The following is a 26,857-nucleotide window of genomic DNA, read 5'->3' on the forward strand; positions in this document are numbered from 1 at the left end:
GTCGGAGAAATGTAACGTTCTTTTTCGCGAGTTCAGCTATTTTTTAAAATCGATTTTTAGCCATTACAGGAAACGGAATTGAGCTTCAACCAGTCCGTTATAGATACCCCCGTGTCTGATCAACTCGGCATGCGTGCCTTGTTCTTTGATCTCGCCGTGATCGAGCACGATGATTTTGTCCGCATGGCGAATGGTGGATAGACGGTGGGCAACGATAAACGAAGTCCGTCCTTCAAGCAGCACTTTCAGCGCTTCTTGAATTCTCAGCTCGGTCTCGGTATCGATACTTGCAGTCGCTTCATCCAAGATCAGAATACGCGGATCAGCAAGTAGTGCCCGTGCGAATGATAACAATTGCCGCTGCCCCATCGAAAGCGCGTTACCGCGTTCTTCGACTTCGGTATCGTAACCGGCAGGCAACGCTTCGATAAATTCATGGGCTTTGACCGCTTTGGTAACCGCTTCGATTTCTTCGTCAGTCGCATCTAATCTGCCGAAACGGATATTTTCGCGAATGGTTCCCGAGAAAATAAACGTATCTTGCAACACGATTCCGATTTGGGCACGCAAGCTTTCAAGTTTGGCATCTCTTACGTCGATTCCGTCGATCTTAACCGAACCATCTGTAACATCGTAAAAGCGACTGAGCAGATTGATGATCGTCGATTTACCCGAACCGGTATGACCGACCAAAGCGATCGATTGCCCGGCTTGTGCTTCGATATCAATACCTTTGAGCGCTTGACGACCTGGCTCATATTCGAAAACGACTTTCTCCAACTTCACATCACCGCGAATTTTCGGCAATGTCTGTGCATTTGGCTTATCGTCAATACTCGGCTTTTCATCCAAAAATTCAAATATCCGTTCGGACGACGCCATCGCAACCAGAAGTTGGTTATACATCTGACCCAGACGGTTAATCGGGTCCCAGAAGTTACCGACATAGTTGGCAAAGGTGACAAGGAGCCCTATCGTAACTTCGCCTTGTTGAATCAAAAATGCGCCATACCAGAACAAGATCATAGAGCCGACCCCGCCTGTAATTTCGATCAATGGACCAAAACCTTGGTTCATCGTCGAAGCACGGTTCCACGATTTTCGGCTATCGGTGTTCATTCCATCGAAAAATTTCATGTTTTCTTTTTCTTGCGTATATGCTTGTGTCACTCGGATGCCTTGAATCGCTTCGTTCAAATGTGAATTAATCCGAGAATTTTTCACGCGAACATCTTGCCAAGCTAGCCGAATTTTTTGGCGCAGCTTGGTCGAAATAAAGAACATGATTGGAACTGTAATCATAACCGCAAGTCCCAGTTTCCAGTTGATCAACAGTAAAATAATCATAATGCCCGCCAACTGAACGCAATCGATCATCGCATTGACTGCACCGTTCGTAAACAAATCTTGCAAGGAATTGACATCATTCGTGACACGCACCAACACCGAACCTGCCGGACGTTTGTCAAAAAAGTTAAACGAAAGCTTCTGAATATGTGTGAATAAAGAAGAACGAATATCATAGATCACGCGTTGTCCAATCAAATTCGTATACTTGATCCGAAAAACGTTCGCAATCCATTGAACCAGGTACAACCCCAGCACCGATGCTGTAACGGTATAGAGCAACGGCAGATTCCCCGGCTTGATCGCATGATCGATCGCCAGCACACCTGTCAAATAAGGAACAGCAAGCTTCGTAACGGTTCCCAAAATCGTCATGAGAATGATAAGCGGCAGCATCTGTTTCGCGTAAGGACGCATATACGAAAATAATCGGCCAAATTGTTTCCAGTTAAAGGCTTTGTCGATCTCGTCGTCGTCTTTGTATACGAAACGTCCTCGGTTGGGATCGCTTTGCACGTTTTTGCCAAGCTTAGGATTAAACTTTTCGCTTTGGGTACTCACAGTCGATCCCCTCCTTCTTGTTGCTCTTGCTGCTGCGCAATATGATCGGCATATTGAATTTCGTACACTTCCTGGTAAGGACCAGGCTGTGCAATCAATTCTTCATGTCGTCCTCGCTGCACGATACGCCCTTCATTCATCACAAGAATTTCATCCGCATGACGCAAAGAAGAAATCCGGTGCGCAATGATAAAAGTCGTCCGTCCTTTCATCACTTCTTGGAAACCGGCTTGAATCTCATGCTCCGTCTCCATATCGACTGCGCTTGTCGCATCGTCGAGAATCAGTATTTTCGGATTTTTGAGCAGTGCACGCGCAATCGCGATCCGTTGCTTTTGCCCGCCCGACAATCCCATACCTCGTTCGCCAACAACGGTATCGTAGCCGTCTTTCATCTCCATAATGAAATCGTGGGCTTTGGCTAATTTAGCAACGCGAATGATCTCTTCGATCGGAACGTCTCCGATGCCATAGCCGATATTGCCTTTAATGGTAGAAGAGAATAAAAATGTTTCTTGGAACACGGTTGCAATCTGATTTCGCAAATCTTCGACGCGAAGCTTGCGGATATCGGTTCCGTCGAATGTAATTGAACCTTCCGTTACATCATAAGCACGCATCAACAATTGAATAATCGTCGACTTACCTGCTCCTGTCCCGCCGAGTAGTCCGATGACTTTGCCGGCTGGAGCATCAAAACTAATATTGTGCACGGCTCGCAATTTATTTCCGTAAGCGAATCCGACTTTGTTAAACGTGACATGACCGTTTGTTTTCGCTGGATCTAACGCAATCGCATCTTGATCATTACGCACTTCGATTTGTTGATTTAAAATCTGTAAGACACGCTCGCCGGAAGCTTCGGATTGCGTGTAGTTGTTAATATGGAAACCAAGTCCCCACATCGGTCCGATAATGTACCAGATCAGACTGAAAAAGGCGACCAATTCACCGATTGTCAACGTCCCGCGAATTACCATCGTACCGCCGACGCCAAGCAGAAGAACAGCACATGTCGAAGCGAGTAGCTCCATCACCGGGAAATAACGGCTCCATAATCCGGAAGCATGAAGTTGATTCGTTTTGTAGCGATCATTGCGGAGCGAGAATTTGCCGACTTCGTGCGGTTCCCGCGCAAAAGCTTTGACCGTACGTACGCCCGTCACATTTTCTTGAACAGCTGTTGTAAGCGAACTAAGCGCCAGCCGCATTTCCTGGAAAGCCGGATGAATCCGAGATTCAAAACGTAAAGCTACCGCAACCAAAGGCGGAATCGTAATCAGAGTGAAAAGAGTCAATTGCCAGTTGATCGAGAGCATCATCGCTGCCCCAAAACCGACCATAAGAAACAGATTGAGGATTTGTGCGAAGCCGAAACCGATAAACAAACGAATCGCTTCAAGGTCGCCGGTCAACCGGGACATCAAATCGCCCGTTCTAGCGGTATCGTAATAGCGGAAAGACAGGGATTGAAGTTTTTCGTAACAAGCGTTACGCAGTCGGTACGCCAAAAAGTTACCGAGACGCGCGCCGAAAAATCCATGCAAAAATTGCATGATCGCTTTGAGCGTCACAACACCCACTACCGCCAAAGCCAGTTGAGGAACAAGAGTAAAGTTACGCGGTGTAATGACATCATCAATCAAGACTTGAAGCAGTTTCGGGTAAACCAGACCTAATGCCGTGGCGATGGCCAGAAAAAGAATCGAAACGAACATATAGCTCTTTTTCTCCCAATAATAGTCTTGCAGTCGCCTGAGAACGTTCATGTGTTTCCTCCTCGTTTTCGGGGTCGATTATAGATCGATTCCCCAATTTCCGTGTACGGGTTCAATGCTTAAGCATAATGCAGTTTATCACCATGTCTTTATCCCGGCAAAGCGAGTAAAAAAGCGTATTTCGTCAAGGAAGCGGCTCTACATTCGATTGGTGAACCTAGCGAGAGTATGGATACCAAATGATCTCTAATTCTCGTTTATTCGACGATTTTGAAGGATTTTGAATTTTAGAGCTATAAAAAACGGAAAACGCTTTATTTTTTTTGGATAATTTGTTTTCAGATGATTCCAAAAACGCTTTCGGTTTCTTTTTTCTATTCATTTTAAAGACATTAAAACTTCAATATTGCGACATCGATCTTTTTTATAAAAAAGACCGCTTCGCCTCATCGATTTGCTTCGTAAAAAGCTGTCGACGATTAGCGAAACGGTATATGATTTTTCACCAAAAAGGAAGGTCTGCGAAAATCGACTCTTTCTCCCATAAAGAATAATCGGCTAACGATTCGCAGATCGTCCAAGCCGCTCGTTCAAAGGCATAATGTCGTGCACTTTCGTCATACTCCCGGTAATCGACCGTTTGTTCAGCAGCATCTTTTCCCCAATTGTGCCAACCAGCCGGATGAATATGTTTGCCCCTTTTGCAATTGATAAATACGGTCTGAGCATATTCTCGCCACGGACGGCCCAAATAAACAGAAGCCGGAGCAACGTCCGAACACGCGGTGAGTAGACAATCTCGAAAGATATAGCCAAACGATTGTGATTGCGGAGTAGAAGCAGCGGTCATATAGCCGACTGTCTCTTCCCCTGTACGAGCCAAACTATGAAGTTCGCAACCTTCGAAATAAGCGTTCGCTCCACCAAAAATATAATCGACGGTTCCTTCAATTCGGCAATGCAGATACAGTTGTCGATATTGTTGATGAGGATGCGTTGCCTTAATTCCGGTAAAAGGTCGACCTTTCTTCGTCGAAGGCGGCAATGGACCTGTAAATAACGTGTCTTGAAATCCGGTAAACGTACAAGAGCGAAAAACAGCAAGATCGCAATAAGCGCTGAGCGCGATCGCTTGACCCACATGTTCCCCTTGCCCTGCCGTATTCGCTATCGTTACATTCTCCACAACCAAACGACTACCACCGAGAAATAACGTAGGCGTGGCAAATGTGCCGATCTCTGAACCATCATCTGCTTTTTCTCTGGCGTATCGATTCATTGTAAGTCTCACCTGTCCGATTCCGATGATCCGAAGATAAGAGCGATGGATCTGAATCTGTTCGGCGTAAGTCCCGGAGCAAATGTATAGCGTTTCCGGTACTATGGGATTCTGTCGCTCTAATACTTCTACCGCTTCTCCGATTGTGGCATAGTCGCAAAATGATTCTTTACCGACCCAGATCGGCAAGAAATTCAGCTCCTTTCTGACATCGACTCGTATTCAACGCAAGCTTGCAAAAAGGCGCCTACGCCTTTGGGATCATTCGCGATAATCGGCTCGCTCATATAATACGCAAATGTTCCATCGCGTTGATCGGCTCCGCCTAATCCGGCAACCTGACAATTTTTGTTCAGATTCACCCAACCTTCTTTGGTCTTGAGCACAAATTCTTGAACCAACCCGGTAAATGCCTGATCCAAGGTTGTTCGCCAAGTCTGATCTAACACGCCCAGCCGAAGTCCTTTTGCGATCGCATACGTAATCATCGAAGTCGCCGAAGCTTCTAAATAATTGCCTTTGCGACTGCCTTGATCGACGACCTGGTACCAGACGCCGGATGCTTGATCCTGATAACGGCGAAGCGCCGTCAACGTATCGTTTAGCATCCGTTCAAGTTCCGGTCGATCAGGCTGTTCCATAGGCAACTGCTCAAGCACATCGACAAGCGCCATCACGAACCAACCGAGCGAACGTCCCCAAAAGCTCGGAGAAAGCCCGGTTTGTGGATCACACCACGGTTGGACTTTTTTTTCATCCCATGCGTGGTAGAGCAGCCCGGTTTTCGGATCTTTTGTATGCTTTTCGCAGATCAAAAATTGTTTCGTAATATCTTCGAGCCCTTCTGCCCCAGCGTATTCGATCTGGTATTGCAGATAGAAAGGCGCACCCATATACAGTCCATCCAGCCAAATCTGATACGGATAAATTTCTTTATGCCAGAAGGCGCCTTCCGATGTTCGAGGATGCTGCCTTAATTGTTCTCGCAATAGATCCGCAGCGAGCCGATATTTGTTTTGCCCGGTTTCCCGGTGCAAAACAAACAGCAATTTGCCGTTATTGATATGGTCGATATTGTACTCATCCAGACGATATCCTCGAATCTGACCCTCTTCTTGCACAAAATCGTCCATTTGTTGCTGGATATATCGAAAATATCGCTCGTCGCCGGTATGACGCCATAGTGCTTCGAATCCTTTAAGAATGACGCCGTGATCGTAAGACCATTTGCCTTTATAGATCGGGCCTGCATGAAGAATCGGATGACGTTCCATGATCGTTTCGGCTGTTTGGATCGCCCAAGACTGCTTTTGCAACGTTGTATTATTCATAAAAAGCTCCTTTCCTTAAGATTGGGTTTCTTGGTAAGCGGCTTCGTATTCAGAAATCATATTGCTGCCTCCGGCTTTTTTCCAACTTTCTACCGCAGCTTCAAAACCATCTTGATCGATTTCACCCAAAATGTATTTGTACGTGGCGTCCGTGATCGTTTTTTGCAGTTCCGAACCTTGTGTGCTGAAAGTCTCCGATTCCAGCGCATAAGCGGGATTCAACACAGCATACTTCGCATTTTCAGCAATCAGTTTGTCCGATTCTTTTTTGAGTGGATCAGCGTCATGAATCTTGTACCCGCTTTCTTTCGGACGGCTAGAAGCAAACGGTTGAACTTCTTGTTGCCACAAATCACTATTCGTAATTGTCGCTGCGTCTTGATCGTCTACCGTATAATGAGTTCCTTCAATCCCGTAAGTCATCAGCGCATACGACTCTTCGTCTAGCAAATCGTTCACGAATTTGAGTACGCGTTTCAATTCCGCTTCGTCTTTTACTTCCGATCTTGGGAACGAAAGCAAGCCGCCGATGCCGTTGTTTGCTGCCCAAATCGCCCGATCGCTTTCATTGCCTGTAGACGTAATATCGTTTACCAGTACAAGTTCCATTCCGTCTTGCAGACCTTTTGCCATATTCAATAAGTTTTTACTATCAAATAATGCGCCTACATAGATGCCTGCGCGTCCTTGTGCGAACTTTTGCTGTTGATCGGTTTTTGCCGTCACGGCGAAGTCTTGGTTGATATACCCGCCTTGATACAGCTCTTTCATGTAATCCATCGTATCCATGTAACCTTGCGTCATAAATTCAGGAGTCATTTTGCCGTCTTCGCTCACTTCCCAGACATTGGGCGTTCCGAAGTAAGAACTGAGTGTTTTGAACGCTCCATAGATCAGATCGCTGCGATCGACAAACCCTGTCGTGTCCTTCTTGCCGTTGCCGTCTGGATCATTTTCGGTGAAAGCTTTTGCCACTTCCATTAATTCTTCAGTTGTGCGCGGCGTTTCCAAACCCAGCTTATCCAACCAATCTTTGCGGATCGTCACGCCATTTCTCGCCAAATCTTTTTGGAAAGGAATCCCGTATAGTGTCCCGCCAATCGAAGCCGAGCGGCGTGTATCTTCCGTGATTTTCGCAAGGTTCGGATATTCATTTAAGTAAGGCCCTACATCCCAAAACAGCCCGGATTTTAGCGAATTACGTACCGAAGAATTGTCCAGCATCGTCAGTGTTACAATATCGGCTAGCGAATCGGAAGCCAATGACGTATTGATCCGTTCTTCTTTGGAAGCATCGGGAATCCAAGAAAACTCGATATCGGCATTCGTTTTTTCTTCGAGTTTATTCAAAATGGTATCGGTCGGCGGCGAAGCGGTATGCAGGATGTTCAACCAGCTGATGTTGGCTTTCGCATTTTCGTCATAAGGTTGATTCGACGCGGCTTGATTTGCTCCGCCTCCGCATGCCGTCAATAAAGCAATCGTGGTACACAGCAGCAGAGCACCCGTTGTACGAACTTTTTTGGCTACGTTTTTCATAGGAATTACCCCTTCTTTTTAGGAAATAGGATTCAATAAGAATGAACAATAGGACATCAATAAACGCCGTCTTCTCCCATCTTTTTCGCAAGACGGTTGGACAACATGACGAGAATCAATCCAACTACGCCTTTGAACAATCCAACGGTTGTACTGTAACTAAGCTGACCGTTTCGAAGCCCTGCTGTGTAGATGTACGTATCGAAAATCTCTGCTACTTCGCGGTTGAGCGAATTCAATAATAGATACATATGTTCAAAGCCTAGATCCAGCGTACTGCCGATTTTGAGAATAAGTAATGTGATAATGACAGGGCGGATCGCCGGAAGCGTGACGTGCCAAGTCTTACGTAATCGATTCGCTCCGTCCATTTCGGCGGCTTCATAAAGCTGCGTATCCACAACTGTAATCGCCGCTAAGTAAATGATGGTCGACCAGCCGAGTTCTTTCCATATAATCTGTCCGATATAGACGGTTCGTAGCCATTCCGACGAGGTTAAAAAGCTAATTTTTGGAAGCCCGACCGCCGCAAGCAGTTCATTGACAACCCCGCCGTCCACGGTCAGAAACACATAGGTAATCGACACAATAATCACCCAAGACATAAAATGCGGGATATAGATGATCGTCTGAATCGAATTTTTGAAAAACTTGTGCCGGACTTCATTGAGCATCAGAGCCAAAATGATCGGTAACGGGAAAAAGAAAATAATGTTGAGCGCGAATAAAACCAATGTGTTACGTAACAACATAAAGAAGGTAGGTTCCGTAAATAGCCGAATAAAATGTTTGAAGCCGACCCATTCACTTCCCATGATTCCTCGATACGGTTGATAGTCCTGAAACGCAATGATGAGTCCACCCATCGGAAAATACTTGAATACCACGAAATAAAGAAAACCTGGCAGGATCATCAAGTACAGCAGCATATGCTTGCGAATATTGAATCCGCGCTTACGCACCTTTTGACGATCAAGCTTCAGCAGGGACGCATCGGACACGCTCACCGGCTTCGCCATCGTTAACCGACCTCACTTTCGTTTTGAATTCCGATTGCTTCCTCAGCTTAAACTCAGCCTCACATTCCGTATATAATCTTCAAATGATAACGCTTACAAAAGCTTGTGGTTGCGCCTTTCTTTCTGAAGCGAACGCTTATAATGATCATCATAAGAGCTGATGATTATACCGGAAAAGAGCCGAATGCAACCCTTTCTCTTAGGCGCGGATTATATACGGAATACAGCCTCACTGGTATCGTTGAGATAGGTATTCCAGTTCATGAGGAGGTTCAATCTATGGAGCATCATTCATCTTCTAAACGCAAACAGTCGCTTGGCAGCCACCTTTTTAACTTCTTTAATTACACGGCTTTGATTCTGATTGCTCTGATCTGCTTGGTTCCTTTTCTTAATGTAATCGCAAGTTCGTTCGCTTCGACGCAAGAAGTCTTATCGAAAAAATTCATTTTGTTTCCGACGACCTTTTCGTTAGATGCTTATCGGTACATTTTATCGACCCCGACCATTTTTAAAGGATTAGGCGTTTCGATCGGCGTCACGGTCATCGGTACAGCTGTCAGTATGGCAATGACTGCTCTGATGGCTTATGGATTGTCGCGCAAGTATTTACGAGGACGTAACTTTATCAACTTTATTGTCGTCTTCTCTATTTTGTTTAGCGGCGGCATGATTCCTACTTTCCTTGTGGTCAAAGGGGTAGGTCTGATCGATTCGTACTGGTCTTTGATTCTGCCTGTCGCGGTCAACGCGTTTAACCTCATCATTATGCGGAACTTTTTCCAAGCACTGCCGGATGAACTGGAAGAATCGGCAAAGATCGACGGCAGCAACGACTTCGGTATCTTTTTCAAAATTATGCTGCCGCTCGCTTTACCTTCGATTGCTACGATTTCTTTATTTTATGCCGTCACGTATTGGAATACGTATATGACCGCTATTTTGTACTTAACAGACTCGGCAAAATGGCCGATCCAAGTATTACTCCGACAGATCGTAATTGTATCCAGCGGCATGCAAGCCGAAGGAACCTCCGTCGATGTCATCCCGCCTGCGCAAACGATCAAGATGGCAGTTATCGTCGTCGCGACAGTTCCAATGTTGGTCGCCTATCCTTTTGTGCAAAAGCATTTCACCAAAGGTGCTTTACTCGGCGCGGTCAAAGGCTAAGTTGCAAAAACCCCGTTCTTCTGTGTGATCACAGGAGCGCGGGGCTTTTCTTTTGTACAGAGTAGAAGACTTACATCGGTTGCCGAAGCTTTCGATACATGCCCGGCGTGACTTGCTCTTTTTTACGGAACGAACGAATAAAGTTTTGCGGATTATGGTATTGCAGGCGTTCTGCGATTTCTTTGACGGTCTGGTCGGTCTCGATCAACCAGGTTTTCGCCATATCGAGCCGGTAGCTCATCAAATAGTCGCTAAATGTAATGCCGAATTGTTTTTTGAAAATGCTGCTGAGATAGTTCGGATTATAATGCAGACGTTCTCCGATCATCTCCAAAGACAATTCGCGGTCATATTCTTCTTGAACAATATCCGCAATTGTCTGCGACAAGCTGCTAAATTGTTCGCTTGTCTTTTTGGCTACACTCCGTACCATCGGGAAAATGACTTGCTCCACCAAAACCCGTTCGACTTCTTCCGGATTTCGGATACGGAGCAAACGATGATACAGCGCATGATGATCCCGAGTGAGCAGCACTTCAATGCCTAACAATTGTTCCAATTGAATCAAGTTATTCACCAAACGAATCAGCATGACTTCAAGATTCATCGAATTGCGGCTTTGCTTCATAAATTCCGCCAAAAGCGGATAAAGCGCCGCCGAGACTTGTTCTTCGTCCCCTAACCGAATGGCATCGAATAACTTGGATTCCAATTGTACCGGATATTGCAGCACAGAACCGGCAAGCATACTTTCAATATCTTCGTAGAAGATGATCGATTCTTTACCTAAATTCAAGCGCTGATGAAGAGCTTGCTTACTCATTTCGCACGCCGCTCGGCTTTGCAATAAATCATCGTAAGCACGACTGATCCCTACACTCACCGACAGCTTCAGATAATCTTTGACCGCACGGATGATCTGCTTCGCATATTCCAATGTCTGACGTTGAATGTCTTGTTCATTGTAGTCGTCAAACATTAGAATAGTCGCTTGCGTGTCATCGTTCAAAATCACAGGCAACATCCGATGGTGAACAGGAATCAACTCTTCGGCGATTTTGTTCACAGCAAGTAACAGCACATCCCGATCCGGTGTATTGCGCTTGCCAAAGTTATCAAGCTGGACAAGCATCGTCATATAACTTCGCGAAGAGCGGTGTTCATAACCGATCCGCCGAAGCTGAGGTTCCAATTCATGCGCTGAAATTCGGCTTCGGAACAGATTCAATACGAATTGCGTCTCCAATTGAGGCTGCTGGGCTTCAACTAACGTCTCCAAACTTTGTTTTTCGCTAAGCAAACGATTGATTGAAGACAATATCCAATCGACTTCGTTGGGATGCGGAGAAGACGAATTTCCCGAAAGACTATTCGTAATCTGATAAATAGGTTTGGTAAAACGAGCCGCGATCAGATAAGAAACAATAGCAATCAGCAAAATCAAAATCAGCTCCATACCGATCAATCCGTATCTCGTCGTTTTTAACGCGCCTGCGACTTCTTTTTGATCAAGTACGGTAAAATACGTCCAGTTATTGTAGTTGGAACGTGAATAGATCAGCTCGCTTGCACCGCTATCAGTCGGATTCCAATTGATTCTGCCACGCAGTTCGCCTTCTGTTGTCGTTTGTGTGAGATAGGAGCGCTGAGCCGTATCCAATGGTGAATTTGACTGCGTATCGTACATCAGATCACCTTGCTTGTTCAGAATAAAAACTCGCGCATCACTGTCGCTACGCAGCGTACGATCGAGCGTAGCTTCTGAAATATCGGATAAAGCAATCGCTTCTTTCGTTGGAGAAAAAGCAGGCAATGTATTTACAAATCGTATCCCTTGATCTGTTTTGATCCAAAACAATCCTTTTTCCCGATTTTGAATGTATTGTTGGAATAATTGCTCTTTCTCTTGATCATCAATCTGCGACAAAGTGCCTTTCGCGATTTTCCAATCTTGTTTTAAACTAATCAATGTATATTCGGCGCCGTCGAGCCCCATTGTGGCAATATAATTCAATTGTGTATTGACTTCGCGGTAAGCCGCAAAATCACGTTCGGTAATCGGATTATCGACTACCTGATCAAAAGATCGTGTCGTGCTATATGTATTGAAAGCGTATTCAATTGTGCGTATTTTTTGTTCCAAATTATTTTTAACTTGCGTGATTGAATTTTGCTTTTCTTCCGCAACGCTGCCGATCACGGAGCGAACCGTCTGAATATACGTATAGATCCCAAAACTAACCGCCAAAGCGACGCCCAACAAAAGAATCGGAATAAACGTTTTATAAAACATTTTTCCTTTTTTCATCAAATTCCCCCAGCGTTTCTAATATCGAAAAGTCAGATCAATTATAACGCTTTTATCAGCAGGTTCGTAACCCTAAATTTGACTTCTATACGTAAAACCACGTCTTTTTTGATCTAGATTTAGGGATTATATAGGTTCAGGCTCGCTCGGGATAAAACGAAGCGCCGCCGAATTCACGCGATAATGCAGATGTTCTTCTCCGGAACCGTCATGCAGCAAATACCCAAGCCGTATCCCTGTTAGACGGCTTACCAGAGCTGTACGGACTTCATTATCGACTACCACGCCCTGACGTTTGACCAAATGATCATCGTAAGGTTTGGAAAACGCGCACCAGCCATCTCCGGCATCGTATTGATCCTCTGAATGGAACAACACATCTCCGCTGAGCACATCGACATAGACTCCTTCTGTTTGTTGATTCCAAAAAGCATTTTCAAAAGGAGGCTCCATCTCTCCGTGCACCATGACGTTGTATTGCAATTCGGTTAACTTTTCACGAAGAATAGCTCGATCGCGATCGGTGTCCCAATGAGAATGAATAAAAGTATCTCGACCTGAATGCTGACGATACAATCGGTAATGCCCGAAACTTCGTTTGTAATAGTCTTGATGTTCTTCTTCTGCCACATAAAATGGGCTCGCGTTCACGATTTCTGTCACGATTTTTTGTTTAAAACGACCGCTTTTTTGCAACGCCTGTTTGGAAGCTTCGGCTTCTCTGCGTTGCTGCTCCGTCGTCACAAAAATTGCGGTTCGATACGATGTGCCTCGATCTTGAAATTGTCCGCCTGCATCTGTAGGATCGATCTGCTGCCAGAACAGTTCGAGTAAACGCGAATACGGAAACTGCTTGGGATCAAAAAGAATCTGTACCGCTTCTGCATGTCCAGTCGTTTCGCTGGCAACGTCTTCGTACGTAGGATTTTCAGTATGCCCACCGGTACAACCCGAGACAATCGATATAATGCCAGGCAGTTCGTCAAACGGCGACACCATGCACCAAAAACATCCGCCTGCAAAAATCGCGGTTTCCACAGGGGAATCGGAATATTCAGGCAGTTTCGGTTGATGTTGAAATCGTCCAAATAATCGTTTACCGATTCTCATCGTATTGCCTCCTTGTTAGATATTAAGACCTCTGAGTCATATAGACGGTGGAAGTGAGACAACTGCGAGAAAAATTTGTACTTTATCGGTATTTAATCTATTTTTATTTTACACGATCTTGAAATGGTTTTTGTATTTGGATCGGTCTTCCCTTTTTTCTGATTTTGGGTTTGATCTTATTTTGTTTTTACTATTATGAATTTTTCATTACCTTAATTTTTATTTTATGGGTAGATAAAAAGCTCAAACTCCGCAAATCGCGAAGTTCGAGCTAGGTTCAGGTTGTGAATTTAGGAAACATAGGTACGATCAATTTGTTCCGGCGTCAGTGGACGGCTATAGTAGAAGCCCTGTACGTTGTAACATTGCAGCTCTTGAAGTAACGCCACCTGCTCAATCGTCTCTACACCTTCAGCAATGATTTTCAGATCAAGCTGCTTCGCCATCGAAATAATCATTTCGGCAATCGCTTTGCTATCTTTATCTGTGGTGATTTTACGGATAAACGATCGGTCGATTTTCAGGCAATTGATTGGCAAGCTGTGCAAATAACTGAGCGAACTATATCCGGTACCGAAGTCGTCCATCGATACGGAGATTCCGGTTGCTTTGAGCTTATCGAGGATTTCGATGACGTGTTCTTCATTGTGCATCATCGCGCTTTCGGTAATCTCAAGTTCCAGCAGATGCGGATTAAACTGTATTTCTTCAAGTGTCTCCATAATCGATTCATAAATATCCGGTTTCATAAGATGAACCTGAGATACATTGACTGCAATCGGAAGCGACGTGTCGTTTTTATCTTGCCAAATCTTAGCTTGCTTACAAGCCGTTCGGAGCACCCATTGTTCGATAGGAACAATCATGCCGCTTTTTTCTGCCAATGGAATAAATCGTAGTGGAGAAATTTCACCATGCACCGGATGATCCCAACGCAGCAATGCTTCATAGCCGATAATAACACCGCTACGAATATCGAATTTGGGTTGATACAATAGTCGCAATTGATTGCGTTCGATCGCAAACTCCAGCTCTTGTTCCAACCAGATCTCTTCTTGACTGCTCCGATCGCTGGCTGCATCGTAAAATTGATATTGCGAACTTCCGTTTTCTTTGGCAACATACATCGCGGCATCCGCATATTTGGTCAGTAGCTCGCTGGATAGCCCGTCTTCTGGATAACACGCGATTCCGACAGAAGCTGATAACTTAACGGTATGTTTCCCGATTTCAAAAGGTTCGCTAAATTTATCCACGATCTGCCCTGCCCACTTTTCCATTTCTGCGCGGCGAGATACGCCTGGCAAAATGACCGTAAATTCATCGCCGCCCATACGAGCCAGAAACGCACTGGATGGAATACTTTGTTTGATCAATTTCCCCGCGTGCTTGATGACTAAATCGCCAAACGCATGACCGAAGAAATCATTGACCCTTTTGAAACGATCCAAATCTACAAATAACAGCGTAAACGGCTCGGGTTTTCCTCCGCCGTAATTCGCATAACGCTCTAACGTGTTTTCAAAAGAACGACGGTTCGACAGCCCGGTCAGTTCATCATGATAAGCCAAATGACGGATCGTTTCTTGATCTCGTTTACGCTTCGTGATATTTTTCGTCATGCTGTAAGCCCCTACGATCTGACGATCCACGAAAATCGGTAGCGAGGTCAAGGCATACGATTGCATTAGACCGTCGGCTCCCCGGACGTCAATCTCGGCAGTTCCTGTGCGTCCGCTGAGCACGAGTTTCACATGCTCCGCTACAATTCGGCGTTGTTCGCCTGTAAACAAATCGCTGAAACGAACACCGATGACTTTTTTATCAAGTTTTTTCGCTAAACTTTCCGCCTGTTGGTTCATCCCCATCACGACGCCTTGCCGATCAAATTCAAATACACCGTCCGGGTTGTGCTCGTATAACGAAATATAATGTTGTTCGCGCTCTAACATTTTACGAGTTTGCAGCTTTTCCCGAACTTGCAAAAAATCGTCCGGAATCGCGACCAAAAAGCAGACAATTGCCAGCATGATCAGATACGGAAGTAAAAAGGCGCGTTGTTCTCCAATTTCTCCTAACTGATTGTACACATCCAAAGGCAATACGGACAACACACATAAGATCGGAATTCCAAACAAAGCAATCGCACACAATACGATACCTGGCAACGTCCAGCGTGAATTCAGACCATGTTCGCGGTTGCGATTAGATAACGCGAGCAGCCGGATCACAGCAAAACTTGCACACATCGTCAATCCTACCGTGAATGCAACAAGATCCGGATTCCAGACTGCTATTTTTCCAAACAACAAAATAACGTTCACGTAATCGAAAATCAAAATCGTGACCGCCATAATCAATCCGGTTAAAAAGAAGCGTGACGAACTTTTCGAAGGTCTAATTGCGTAGCGTGTTGCCATCGTTGTCGCTGCCAAACACCCAATAATCGTAAATAGAAAATGGACTACATAAAACTGTTTGTTAACGGGAAGAGTCAAAGAAAGAAGTGCAATAATATGATCAACACTAAATGCCAATGCAGCTAATAAAATGACGTTCCTTTGCCTTTTTTTTACACGCTTCGTACGAAGTTCTGAACGCTCCCATGCCGCTCCGTACGTAATCAACACACATGCCACAATTGATCCTAGCGCTGCAATGATGAAGTAAATTCCGTTTAGTGATAGGATTCGTAAAATGTCATCCATGTTATTCGCTCCCGCCTGCTTAACTTAAAAACTTGATTCTAAAAATTGAACCTTCGTGACTAGAGTCATGAGTCTTTATTCTTATGAGTTACCCAGCAAATTGAGACTCGAAACCCATTTTCGATAATAAAAAGGCAAGTAAGTGACAGAATATTCCTGCCCTTACTTGCCTAAAGCTTAGTTTAGATCATCTAACTTATATATGAATTTCTTCTTGTGTATCTACAAGATGTTTCAAATTCTGTTGAATATTCGTCCATGTATCGGTATCTGGTGTTCCAGAAAGCGATAAACGATGACCTTCAGCCGCTTCTTCAGCATCACGAAGCAATGTTTGCGACCGTTCTTGCAACCTAGTCGCCAACTGTTGACCGTAAAAATCTTCGAATTTAGGCAGAGTCGTATCCGTGATTTGTTGCAACGCTTCGCGGAACTTCGCCAAAGCTTCTTCGCGCACATGTTCCCGTCCCCGTTGCTCGAAGAACACTTTAGGGCTTTTGAATAAATGCCATAAAGTTCCCCAATCCAAAGCTCCGCCAAGCTGAACTTCTTGAATCTCCGGCGTATCCCAAGTCGCATCCGCAGTTTGTCCAGGCAAATCGAACGGTGTTCCAAGTTCCGCCAGACGCTCTCTTGCATCGTCTATGCCGGCTTGTAGCATTCGCTGACCCGCACGCTCGATCCGAAGCCCTGTTGCCAACAGTTCATTTTCGACTTCGCGCGCAACCATCCGAGAAAGTTCACGTCCGCAAGCCAGAAAAGCAGATTTCAAATCACGACTTCCTACATGCAAAATTGCCGGATTAAAACTTTCTGCAAACCAATTGTTAAATCGCAATTCGATACGTTGCCGGACATGGAACAGCAATTCGCGAATTTCGCGCGATAACTCCGGCATTTTATCCGCGTTCCCCGCATTTTCGATCATCTGCTTGGCTTGAATCGAAGCTTCGTCCAATCGGATCAAGCGTGCATGTCGCTCTGCTTCGCCTTGCGTTGCTTCTTCAATCCATCCACCGATTCTTTCACTTGCCGCTTGAATTTCCCGATCCGCCGCTGCGGCTGCAAGCCCTGCAAGTTCTTCTGCCGCAAAGTGCATCAGTTCTTGTTCAAAATCAACAAATCGATCAATCGAACTTTCTTCAGAAGATTCTATAGCTGTCCAAGAAGATTGCGGCGACGCCTGCTTGCTTTTGAGCGCATTCAAGCTCGACACCGGATAAATTCTCGGCTGCAAAATTCCTTCTGCACGCAACCGTTCTTCCAAATGCGCGGTCACACCCGCACATTCGTCTTCGGAATCGGCAAGATCGGCTGCATTTACGATGAAAAACGTTTTATCGACGCTATCGCTACCTTTTACTCGACCAAGCTGCGCTAAAAATTGTCGATCAGCCCGCGAAAACGCATGATTGTAATACGTGACGAATACGAGTGCATCGGCATTTTTCATATAATCGAATGTGACTCCGGTATGCCGAGCATGTACGGAATCAGCTCCCGGTGTATCGACCAATACGATTCCTTGACGTGTCCATTCCGAATCGATATAGAGATCTATCCGTTTGACAAAGCAAGCTCGGCTTTCATCAGCCGCGTACAGACGAAACTCTTCCGAATCGGCTAGTATTTCACTACCGAGGAGCGATTCCGCTTGATCGAATCCAACATCCGCAGCGCGCAAAAAGCTATAATGCGCCCGGCCCGATGGATGAATACGATCTGGCGTTAAAGCTCGTACTTCGCTACGCCATTTACCGAGCTTCGGATCTTTCAACCCTAACAATTCGCAAGCGTCCGCAAGGTCACCCATCAATTCATCGTGTGTTTTCATCACAATTAATGCTTTACCGTTATCGGTTGGCTGTTCAGGCGCCATAATCCGATTGATCGCCGCTGTTGTCGGATGCGGAGACACCGGCAAAAAGTTGTCGCCTAACAGCGCATTCGCAAACGAAGATTTACCGGCACTGAAAGCTCCGAATAACGCTAACGTGAATTTGCCGCTTCGCAGCGAAGTTTCGCGTTCTCGCATTGCTCGCACACCCGAAGCAAAAGCCGGTAACGGCTCAAGCAAAGTGACGGCTTGATCCAATCGATCTGCCGCCGCTTGCAAGATGCTCAAGCGACCCGAGCTTTCCAAGGTCGGCTCGGTTGTCGTTACAGCATCATTGGCTACGATGCTTGGCAGATCTTGCTGCGTTGCCTCAACGTGATCGGCAACCTTCCCCGCGTGCGTCGCCGGTTCAGCGACGACATCGAGTTCGATCTTCTTCGGCGGAAGATCGCTTCCAAGTGCTTCGCCCCATATCGCAAGTTGCGATGCGGGCAACTTGTCGGCTTCGCCGATCAGCTGCGTCAACTCCGTCTGACGCAGCTCCATCGTTTCGCGAATCTCGCGGCGCAGGCGCGCTCCATCAGCCGAAACGGAAGTGACCGCAATCTGCCGATCCAGCTCGGCAAGCTTTTCTTGTTCCAACGGCTTCCGGCTCTCCAGCAGCCGATCCGCAAATTCAAGCGCCGCCCTGCGGAAGCGGCTTAAAGCTTCGCCGCGTACCTCGCCGGTGAAGTTCATGACGTACTCCGCCGATAACCGGACGTCCGTCTTGACTAACTTCGAAATCCAGTCGCTTGAGGTTCGCGGCAACGCCTGCTCAAGCAAAGTTTCGCGCTCGGCATCCCATACGCCAATATCGCGCCCAAAAGCACGAAGCCGTTCGCGTACATGCACATCAAGCCCCGCTTCAACCCGTCCTGCAAAATCTGTAGTGACCGTCTGCAGACGGTCTATACGTTCTTGCTCCGTTTTTTTCTTCGAACCAAATAATCCGCCTACCTTGAATCCCGATGCTGTCGATTCCAGATAAAGCTGAATTAAATCACGTAGCGAAGCAGGCATGATCGGAGCGTTATCCAGAATACGTCCGATATCCGCCATCAACTGATCGCGCATTAAGGTTCCGCTGCTCAGCAATTGTTCGCGTTCAGACTGAAGCGTTTGCAAAGCTTGCTCAGCATTAACTTCTTCTTCCGCTTCTTGCGGAACTTCCAGCAAACGAACTTCACGTTCTCGATCAATATGCCGTTCGATCAAATCTTTCGCTGCCAAATGAATACCGCGATCCAGCAATTGTTCACGACCGGATAACAAATGTTCGATCAATGACACCAAGCGGTGCCAATCGCTCAAAGGATGCTGGGGCTTTTTGACCGAGACATATAAAATTCCCGCCGATTCGATCTGCCAGTCTTCGAAGGTACGTTCTACCGTTTCTTGATAATGCGTAAAGGTCAACTCGGTTTCGCGGTGCTTGTCGACCTGATTGACGATCAATACGAGAGGTTTCCCCAAATCGGACAAACTTTTGGCAAAAGCCAAATTCGTTTCCGATTGCACATGATTGTAGTCCATCACATAAAAAACGACATCCGCCAAATGCAGCGCAGCATCGGTTGCCGAAGCATGTGCCGCATCGGTCGAATCTACACCCGGTGTATCCAAAAAAGCTCCGCCTTGATTCAGTAACGGAATATCGCCCCAGATCTCGACGCTTGCGTATGTTTCCCCGTCTTTGCAATATAGGGCAAGCGCTTCTGCCATTTCTTCCGGCGCCAAAACCAACTTTTGAGTCCCATTCGCTTGCTTGGCTTGTTGCAAAGTAATTTCCGCTCGGCGTTCGCCGTTACGAATAACTGCCGCATTCGCAGTCGTCGGAAGCGGGCCTGACGGAAGCAACGGCCCTCCGCATAACGCATTGATCAGACTGGATTTACCCGCTGAAAAGTGCCCGAGAAAAGCAAGTGTCAATTCTTGTTGATCCCATTTTTGTTCAAGTTGACCCATTTTAGCTGCAATTTCGGGATCTTCATATGAAATTAGAGCGGCACGCAGCCGCTCTAATTTCTTGTGCAGATCCCCGGACTTCATTGTCGTTTCCGCCATATGCTCCTCCAGGTTCAGCGCCGTTCTACAGGCTTGTATTAAATTTAAACAGTCGGGATAAAGATTTCGAAGATTTTGCCGTGTTGCAGAATCATGATATTGCGTTTTTTGTCGCGCATTACGACAACTTCAGGCTTGATACGCATTTGTTCGATATACTCTTCTGGAATATCCGTAACCAGACCTACCGTTACGCCTTCCACTTCGGTATCTTCGCTCTCCGAAATTTCGCTGATCAAAATTTGTTCAAAGATATCCGAAAACTTTTCAAAATCGTTCGTATACACCGTTACACATTTCATATCATTCATGCTGTCCATCCTCTTTTTGTGTGATTTAGTTGTTAACTTGATTTCCGCGTTCGACGTACCGTTGATGTTTTCATCCGCTTTTTGCCTTCTTTGCATACATCGAGCAGCGGACAAACTTGGCAGTTCGGCGATTGCGCTTTGCAGTGATAACGTCCGAAAAAGATCAACCGGTGATGCGTAAGCGTCCACTCGTCTTTCGGCACTTTTTTCATCAACTTTTTCTCGACTTCAAGTACGGAATCTCCTTCTGCTGCAAGCCCAAGCCGTTTCGATACTCGTTCCACATGCGTGTCTACGGCAATAGCAGGGACATCAAAAGCATTCGATACGACGACGTTAGCGGTCTTTCTGCCTACACCCGGAAGTTTCACCAATTCATCGTGAATACTCGGAACTTCCCCTCCGTATTGTTCGATCAATAAATGACAAAGACTTTGGATATGTTTGGCTTTGTTGCGGTACAATCCAATACGCCGAATATCTTGTTCCAATTCTTCACGCGGCACCTGAATATAATCGGCAGGCGCGTGATATTTTTGAAACAAATCTTTCGTGACTTTATTGACTGTAACATCTGTACACTGTGCCGACAATAAGACCGCAATTGTCAGCTCAAACGCATTGCTGTAATCCAATTCGCAGCGGGCGTCAGGATACATGCCGGCAATCGTATCCAGAATATGTCTGACTTTCGCGTTTGTCATGGCTCAATCCTTTGTCTACATCGTGTGCTTCGCACTTCATCCTGAGCCAAAGCCTGTTTGCAAACATAAACCGGCTGATGCGAACAGGAAGTTCGCACCCAGCCGGTCGGCTACACCTGACTTTAGCAAGCAGGAATCTATTGCTTTACAAGCTCATACACGACGTTGTTATTCAGATACAATACAATTTTATCATCTCCAGCGAGTGATTGCACGCTGATATTCGCACTTCCTTGATGAATCCAAGCATCCGGTGCCAATTTGAAGGTATTCCGTTCATTTGTTCCCGGTGTGATCTTGACGTATACCGTCTGTGTTAACGAATCGTATTTCCAGAAACTTTTGCTCAGCGCGCTCAAAACGGTAAAGGAAGTGCTTCCGTCCGGCTGAACCACGGCTTGTACATGCTGGCCTGTCGATAACGAACCGATCCCCGAAATAACCGTTCCGTTTTGATTCACGCTCAATGCAGAATTTGCTGCCGAATAAGTCCGAATCGCACCGTTCGAGGTAGAAACTGTCACGGTACGTGTCGCATTATCGATACTTTGTATCGAACCGATTACGCTGTCGGAGACGCGTACTTTCGACACCTCTTGCCCACTGAATGTCACATCAACCAGACCACCTGTAACTAATCCCGCGTAGCCGATCTGCGTTCCTTGTGCATTTTGGATTGATTTATTATCAACAACGATACTTGTCGCGACTCCATTTTGCTCTACGGTCAGACGATTATTGCTTGGGTTCACCGAAGTCACCCGGAATTGCTTCGTCGTTTGCAAAGCTACCGATTGCAGCGCTACACGGTCGCTATATAACGAAGCCACCACGCGATCGCCTACTTTTAAGTTCGACATATTCGCATTGTTTATACCATAAGCTTGAACAACCGTGCTGACTGCACCATAAGGTAATTTAACAATCGTTCCGCTATCCAGCTTCAGCTCTAAAGCAGAGTTTCCATTATTGACTTGCTGAATAACCCCTTCGTAGCGATCTACGATTTCAATCGAAAGCAGGCGACTGCCAACTGCCGTCACATTTACGCCACGCCCTTTGACAAGAAGCGGCTCGATGCCTTTTAACGTTGGCGTCGGTGCGTTGTAAGTCAGTTTCGTATTCGCGTTCAATGTGAACGCATAAGGCTTACCCGTCGAATCGATCACGGCAAGAACGCCAGTCGCGGAATCGTAAGAGCTCACCGATGCAAAAGTAAGCTGCGTTGCTTCACGATTTTGCACAACGATTTGCGTCACTTCGCCCGAACCGTTCAATGTCAACGAAACACGGTCGCCTTGCGTTTTGTCTGCGATCAAATCACTTAATTGCGCTGTTTTGCCATCGATCGTCACTAACACGTTCGCCGCTACCAATTTTACTTCCAGCGCGCCCGAATCGGTTTTGTACGTCAATGTCGATCCGTCTGTCGATGTTTGGTACAAAGAAGCTGTGATCGTACGTTCTACGCTTTGCGTGACTTCGATGGTACGGATGATATTGTTTTCGATCGTATAGCTTACTTTACTACCTGCTTTGAGGTCTGCAGCACTCAAGATTTCATTTTGATAACGGATAATGGTCGAAGCATCCCATTTGTACGATTCCGACAACCCAGTCGATGCCGCGAACGTTACCGTACCTGTAGCCGAATCAACCGAAGTAATGGTCCCTGTATCTTTTTTACTCACGTTGCCCGAGGTCACTTGAATCGTCAAGATCCGACCTGCACCCGAATACGTTTCGCGGAGAAGTGAGATTGTGCTGCCTGCGCTGATACTTTTCGCTTCGATTTTATTGCCGTTCTGATCTAAAAATGCGGTACTTGGATCGTATTCGTATTTCGGATAATCATTTTCGGTACGCAAGAATAAAGTATTCGTACCTGTAATACGATCAAATTGCCCGGTAATCGTCTCGACCTGAGCTTTCGGATCGACAATTTCAACGTATGCTGCTTTGCCGCCTGTTCCAGCCGCCATAACCCGCGTATATAATTGTAGCGACGAAGCTTGAACTTGTTTGTCGGAATCGGCAGTGAAATAAGCAGTCTTGGTATCTAACGCATACGTCGTACTGGTTCCATCCGCAAGCAAGGTCAACGAACTGTCTGTCAGCCCCGTTACGATCCCCGTCGTTGCCCCTGCATATGTAGGTGTGATATAAGCTTCAGCACGGCTGAAGAAAGTCGCCATTTGTGCGCGCGTTACTGCACCTGTCGGATTGAATTTATTATTTTCCACACCTTGGGCAATACCTAATTTTACGGCTGTGCTCACGTATCCCACATTGTCTTTGGCGATATTTGCGTTATCCGCAAACGATGTCGGTGTCGAAGAAGCTACAGCTTCGGATTCTTTGCCGATCGCACGCACCAAAATTTTGGTTACCCATTCTCGGCTTGCAGGTTGTGTACCCCACGATTTGCCGTCAACGTCTTTTTCTTCGGCCGATTTGATAATGCCTTGTTTGATCGCAAGATCAACATAAGGTTTGAAATAGTTATTCACGGTTAATCCGGTCGGCAACGTTGCCGCTTCGATACTTCCGAGTTCACGATCTGCGCCGGCAAAACGAATCGCCATCGTAATCGCTTCCTGACGCGTAATATTGTTACCCGGTTTGAATTGTCCGTTTTGACCCAAAACAATACCTTGTGCAGCAAGTTTATAAATATGTTTTTCCGCCCAATAGCCGGATTTTACATCGCTGAATGTAGAGACAGAACTAGATGCTACAGGTGAAGTCGTTTCTGCGGCTAACGCTGAAGCTCCTCCGCTTGCTGTGATCATGACTGCCAATATCGCTGGAACGACCTTTTTCATTTGGAATGTTTCCCCTTTTTGTTCAAAGCGCTTCATGCGTTCGATCCCCTCTCGTTTCCTCATTAGCTAAGAAGTCTGCAACCTAAAACATTCGCCGTCGGGGCTGTTGTTCCTGCCGACGGCGAATGTATGAATAAATCGTAACTTTTTTAGTTTTGATTGTATAGGGCTCAGACGCCCATATACTCTAGCAATCCTTTGGCAATTGCTTCAGCCACGCGTTGTTGGAACGCATCGTTTTTGAGTTGCGACGCGTCTCCAGCATTACTTACGAAGCCGATTTCCAGCAATGCCGCTGGCATATCCGTTTCGCGAATAACGTGGAAGTTCCCATATTGAACCTTGCGGTCTTTAAAGCCTGTTGCCGCAAGAATGTACTTATGCAGCGTAGTCGCAAGCGTTTTACTGCTATCGCGTTGATAATAGGTTTCTGTCCCGCTAGCCGCGGCAGAACCGCTATTATTGTGGATCGAGATAAAGACATCTGCTTTGACGTTTTTCGCAACACGTACACGTTCTTTCAGTTCCAAGAATGTATCGTCGCTACGACTCATGACCACATCGACTTTCGGATTCTTTTTCATGATCGCTTCGACTTTAAGTGCGATCGCCAAGTTAATGTCTTTTTCACGAATTCCGTTACCGACTGCGCCAGGGTCATGAGCACCATGCCCTGCGTCGATTACCAATACCTTTTTGCCGTTGCCACCGACGTTTGTGTTCGGAGCCGCTACTTTGTCCAGCGATACGAATACGGATGTACCTTCTTTAGAAAGTTTATACGTATTGGCGCTTTTCAAATCAATGACGACTTGCACGACATTCGGGTTCGATTTCGGAACGAAATAACGAACTTGCGAAATGTTACTTGCCGAATCTGTAGAAATCGTGCCGACATCGCCTACGGCTAAGCCGTTACCGAGTGCCGGACCAAAACCTGTGTTGGACAGTTCAAGCAAAATACGGTTAGGGCCTGTAAGTACAGAATCTTTTACCGTAACCAATTTGTCAGTCGTCACCATCAGGCGATTATCGCTGAAACTGATTGCTTGCAGCTGCGCTTTGTCGCCTACAGGTGTCACGATTGGAGTTAGATTTCCTCCATCCGACGGAACCGAAGGCGTTGCACCGATTTGCCCTGCATTAGGGTTGCCCGCTGTGAACAAAAATACATTTTTCGCTGCGTTGTCCCACTTCACCTGAAGCCCCATTTGCGCGCTTACGAATCGCAAAGGCACATAGGTCGTTTGTTTGCTTGCCATAGCAGGTTCCGTTAAAGAAACCAGCGCTCCGTTTACAGAAGCCATACGTTGGTTAATGGTGAGTACTACAGTGTTCGCACCGCTGCCAATCGTAACTTGACCTGCGGCTTGATTCCATTTGACCGAATAACCGAGTTGCTCAGAAACCACTCGAATCGGAACCATAGTCGTTTGATTGACTGTGAGTACATCTGCGTTTGCTAATTTCTGATTGTCCAACGTAATTGTCGTGCCAGACGAAGCTGCTTGTCCCGTATGCGGGAGCAAGAACATCAGCATCAGGACTGCCATGACGGTTGATAATACATACTTTTTCATTCGTCCACCTCTAACTTCTTCGCTTTTTTCGTCGAAATTCCGACCGTATCCGCTTGCTCCCAAACGAATTGCCAGAATCCGAACTATTGACATCCCAACAGTTGCCTACGTTCACTTAGACGCGAACTTTTTTTGAAAGTTGCGGTAATGATCTCATTTTTGTTACCTATTTCTTATCGGCAATTTTTTGCGATCATACATAGATTTTGATAAAAAACCTTAACTTTTTTTGATTTGCTCGCTAGATTGCAGCACTTTTTGTTCGATTTCGGATTTGTCCTTATGTACAGAAACCGGAATAGATGCTGCAAAACATTCGTATAAATCTCGAAAGACTTCGCCTAGATTTTCACTATACGGAATCTGAAAATAATCGCGAAGCATCCGTGCATCGGCTACAAACTGCCATTTGGTCGCCGGAACCGTAAACCGCTCTTTCAACCTGTTTACTCGTACAAATTCAACTTTCATCAAAGCATCACTCTGTTTGTCTTCGCCGGCTGCATACGGTCTAACCAATACAATATAGTTTTGCTTGTTATACGCAAACATAAAACTATCGATCAAGCATTGTTTTTTCTTCATGTCTTTTTTTAGTTTGTGCAAGTTTTGAAATAAAAAAGAACCCATATCCATCTCCTTCGCTGCATGTCCGTCAACCACCCTTTCGTATTATAAAAGAAGACAGATACACATCCAACCTTTTTTCGATTTCAAAACAAAAAAGCGCCGCTTCCTCAAGGAAACGACGCTTGAACGTTATTACCGAATTTGCCGTAATTTAGACTTAAGCGTAAGCTCGTTGCGAGCGTGATTCTTCATAAGCCGAAATCTCGTCTTCATGCTGAAGCGTCAAGCCGATATCGTCCAGACCTTGAAGCAAAAATTGACGGCGGTGTTCATCCAGATCGAATTCGATACGCAGACCATACTCATCCGTCAACACTTTGTTTTCCAGATCGACGTTCAGACTATAACCTTCATGCTCCGCTGTACGGCTAAACAAATCTTGGACTTGTTCTTCCGACAGTTTGATTGGCAAAATCCCGTTTTTGAAGCAGTTGTTATAGAAGATATCCGCAAAAGACGGCGCAATCACGCAGCGGAATCCATAATCCATAATCGCCCACGGTGCGTGTTCACGAGAAGATCCGCAACCGAAGTTGGCACGGGAAATCAATACTTCTGCGCCTTGATAACGCGGCTTGTTCATTTCGAACGAAGGATTCACTTCTCCCGCTTCGTCAAAACGCCATTCGAAAAAGAGAAATTGACCAAATCCTGTGCGTTCAATCCGTTTCAAAAATTGCTTCGGAATGATCGCGTCCGTATCGACATTGACCCGATCGACTGGAGCAACCAGTCCGTTTAGTTGTTTGAATGCGTCCATATAAGCCCCTTCTT

Annotated in this window: 17 protein-coding genes; 1 reads left to right on the top strand and 16 read right to left on the bottom strand. The window is 45.9% G+C overall.

All coding sequences use genetic code 11. The features are described from left to right. Positions 1 to 63 precede the first annotated feature (63 nt). From NOM90_RS02580 to NOM90_RS02605, 6 genes are all read right to left on the bottom strand, one after another. Positions 64 to 1,908 carry an ABC transporter ATP-binding protein gene (locus NOM90_RS02580; protein ID WP_370866555.1) on the bottom strand — a complete coding sequence of 615 codons (1,845 nt, stop codon included), beginning with the start codon at positions 1,906 to 1,908 and terminating at the stop codon, positions 64 to 66. Beyond that, entirely contained in the window at positions 1,905 to 3,677 is a 1,773-nt protein-coding gene (locus NOM90_RS02585; protein ID WP_255939778.1) for an ABC transporter ATP-binding protein, read from the bottom strand. The genes NOM90_RS02580 and NOM90_RS02585 overlap by 4 nt, the downstream gene beginning before the upstream one ends. A 451-nt stretch (positions 3,678 to 4,128) precedes the next feature. Further along, positions 4,129 to 5,088 (bottom strand): pectinesterase family protein, encoded by a 960-nt coding sequence (locus tag NOM90_RS02590; RefSeq protein ID WP_255940518.1) that lies wholly within the window; start codon positions 5,086 to 5,088, stop codon positions 4,129 to 4,131. Positions 5,089 to 5,099: 11 nt separating this feature from the next. Then, on the bottom strand, positions 5,100 to 6,236 hold the full coding sequence (locus NOM90_RS02595) for a glycoside hydrolase family 88/105 protein (protein WP_255939780.1): 1,137 nt from the start codon (positions 6,234 to 6,236) through the stop codon (positions 5,100 to 5,102). Between the two features lie 15 nt (positions 6,237 to 6,251). Next, positions 6,252 to 7,775, bottom strand: a complete 1,524-nt coding sequence (locus NOM90_RS02600; protein WP_255939783.1) for an extracellular solute-binding protein — start codon at positions 7,773 to 7,775, stop codon at positions 6,252 to 6,254. Between the two features lie 56 nt (positions 7,776 to 7,831). Beyond that, positions 7,832 to 8,704, bottom strand: coding sequence for an ABC transporter permease (locus NOM90_RS02605; RefSeq protein WP_255940519.1), 873 nt, complete (start codon positions 8,702 to 8,704; stop codon positions 7,832 to 7,834). Between the two features lie 369 nt (positions 8,705 to 9,073). Between NOM90_RS02605 and NOM90_RS02610 the strand changes: the two genes are divergently transcribed. Beyond that, a complete protein-coding gene (locus tag NOM90_RS02610; RefSeq protein ID WP_255939786.1) occupies positions 9,074 to 9,964 on the top strand; it encodes a carbohydrate ABC transporter permease in 891 nt (296 codons plus the stop codon). Between the two features lie 70 nt (positions 9,965 to 10,034). On the opposite strand, the gene NOM90_RS02615 is transcribed toward NOM90_RS02610, so the two are convergent. The 10 genes from NOM90_RS02615 to leuD form a co-directional block, all read right to left on the bottom strand. After that, positions 10,035 to 12,272 (bottom strand): AraC family transcriptional regulator, encoded by a 2,238-nt coding sequence (locus NOM90_RS02615; protein ID WP_255939788.1) that lies wholly within the window; start codon positions 12,270 to 12,272, stop codon positions 10,035 to 10,037. Positions 12,273 to 12,398: 126 nt separating this feature from the next. Further along, entirely contained in the window at positions 12,399 to 13,382 is a 984-nt protein-coding gene (msrA, locus tag NOM90_RS02620; protein ID WP_255939790.1) for a peptide-methionine (S)-S-oxide reductase MsrA, read from the bottom strand. 290 nt (positions 13,383 to 13,672) lie between these two features. Continuing rightward, positions 13,673 to 16,090, bottom strand: a complete 2,418-nt coding sequence (locus NOM90_RS02625; RefSeq protein ID WP_255939791.1) for a putative bifunctional diguanylate cyclase/phosphodiesterase — start codon at positions 16,088 to 16,090, stop codon at positions 13,673 to 13,675. A gap of 196 nt (positions 16,091 to 16,286) precedes the next feature. Continuing rightward, positions 16,287 to 20,033 carry a dynamin family protein gene (locus NOM90_RS02630; RefSeq protein ID WP_255939794.1) on the bottom strand — a complete coding sequence of 1,249 codons (3,747 nt, stop codon included), beginning with the start codon at positions 20,031 to 20,033 and terminating at the stop codon, positions 16,287 to 16,289. Positions 20,034 to 20,077: 44 nt separating this feature from the next. Further along, the gene (locus NOM90_RS02635; RefSeq protein WP_255940520.1) at positions 20,078 to 20,335 is read right to left on the bottom strand and encodes an NAD/NADP transhydrogenase alpha subunit; all 258 of its coding nucleotides are present in this window, start codon (positions 20,333 to 20,335) and stop codon (positions 20,078 to 20,080) included. A gap of 41 nt (positions 20,336 to 20,376) precedes the next feature. Next, positions 20,377 to 21,048 (bottom strand): endonuclease III, encoded by a 672-nt coding sequence (nth, locus tag NOM90_RS02640; protein ID WP_255939798.1) that lies wholly within the window; start codon positions 21,046 to 21,048, stop codon positions 20,377 to 20,379. A 137-nt stretch (positions 21,049 to 21,185) separates the two neighbouring features. Then, positions 21,186 to 23,909 carry an S-layer homology domain-containing protein gene (locus NOM90_RS02645; protein ID WP_255939801.1) on the bottom strand — a complete coding sequence of 908 codons (2,724 nt, stop codon included), beginning with the start codon at positions 23,907 to 23,909 and terminating at the stop codon, positions 21,186 to 21,188. A gap of 134 nt (positions 23,910 to 24,043) precedes the next feature. Continuing rightward, complete coding sequence (locus NOM90_RS02650) at positions 24,044 to 25,546, bottom strand: N-acetylmuramoyl-L-alanine amidase (RefSeq protein WP_255939803.1); 1,503 nt, start codon at positions 25,544 to 25,546, stop codon at positions 24,044 to 24,046. Between the two features lie 126 nt (positions 25,547 to 25,672). Next, positions 25,673 to 26,083, bottom strand: coding sequence for a DUF6037 family protein (locus NOM90_RS02655; protein ID WP_255939805.1), 411 nt, complete (start codon positions 26,081 to 26,083; stop codon positions 25,673 to 25,675). A 157-nt stretch (positions 26,084 to 26,240) separates the two neighbouring features. Continuing rightward, entirely contained in the window at positions 26,241 to 26,843 is a 603-nt protein-coding gene (gene leuD, locus NOM90_RS02660) for a 3-isopropylmalate dehydratase small subunit (protein ID WP_255939808.1), read from the bottom strand. Between the last annotated feature and the right edge of the window lie 14 nt (positions 26,844 to 26,857).

The sequence above is a fragment of the Saccharibacillus sp. JS10 genome (assembly GCF_024436065.1).
Lineage (GTDB): Bacteria > Bacillota > Bacilli > Paenibacillales > Paenibacillaceae > Saccharibacillus.